Source organism: Streptomyces sparsus, from assembly GCF_054776295.1.
On sequence record NZ_BAAHCA010001615.1, the window covers coordinates 1 to 635 of the forward strand.

Annotated in this window: 1 pseudogene; it reads left to right on the forward strand. The window is 77.6% G+C overall.

Annotation, left to right across the window (positions count from 1 at the left end):
• Positions 1–14: 14 nt before the first annotated feature.
• Positions 15–635: pseudogene (locus ACYVE9_RS29935) on the forward strand (hypothetical protein); the annotation flags it as partial.

The window sequence follows — 635 nt, forward strand, 5'->3', positions numbered from 1 at the left end:
GCAGGGTGTCGGCGGTGGCCGGCCCCACACCGGACGACCGCACCTCCGACCCCGGCACCCCGGCAGCAGGCCCGGACAAGGACGCGGGCCCGGAGGCGGACACGGACGCGGGCCCGGACACGGCCGCCCCCGACTCGGGCCCGGACACGAACGCAGCGCCGGACACCGAGACCGACGCCGAAGCGGCCCCGGACGCGGCTACCGACGCGGACACGGACGCGGAGGACGCCGGGAGCGGGGGTGAGCCGGTGAACGCGTCCCCGGCGGCTGAGGAGCCGGACGGCGACTCCCCGGTGACCGTGGACCAGCCCACGGCCACCTTCCGCACCCGTCCCGAGCCCTCCGCCGAGCCGGCGTCCGCACCGGCCGGGAAGACCGGTGACGCCGAGCGGACCGAAGGCCCGGAGAGCTCGAAGGACACCGGGAGCACGAAGAACGCGAAGGACACGGAGGACACGGAGGACACGGAGGACACCGCCGACGCCGAAGGCACCGCCGCTGCCCCCACGGACGCCGGGGGTGCCGCCGACGCCGAAGGCACCGGGGGCGACGACGCCGGGAACACCACCGCCGCTGCCCCCACGGACGCCGGCCGGCCGTCCAGCCGGTTCGTGCCGTTGCGCTCGGCGGACGAG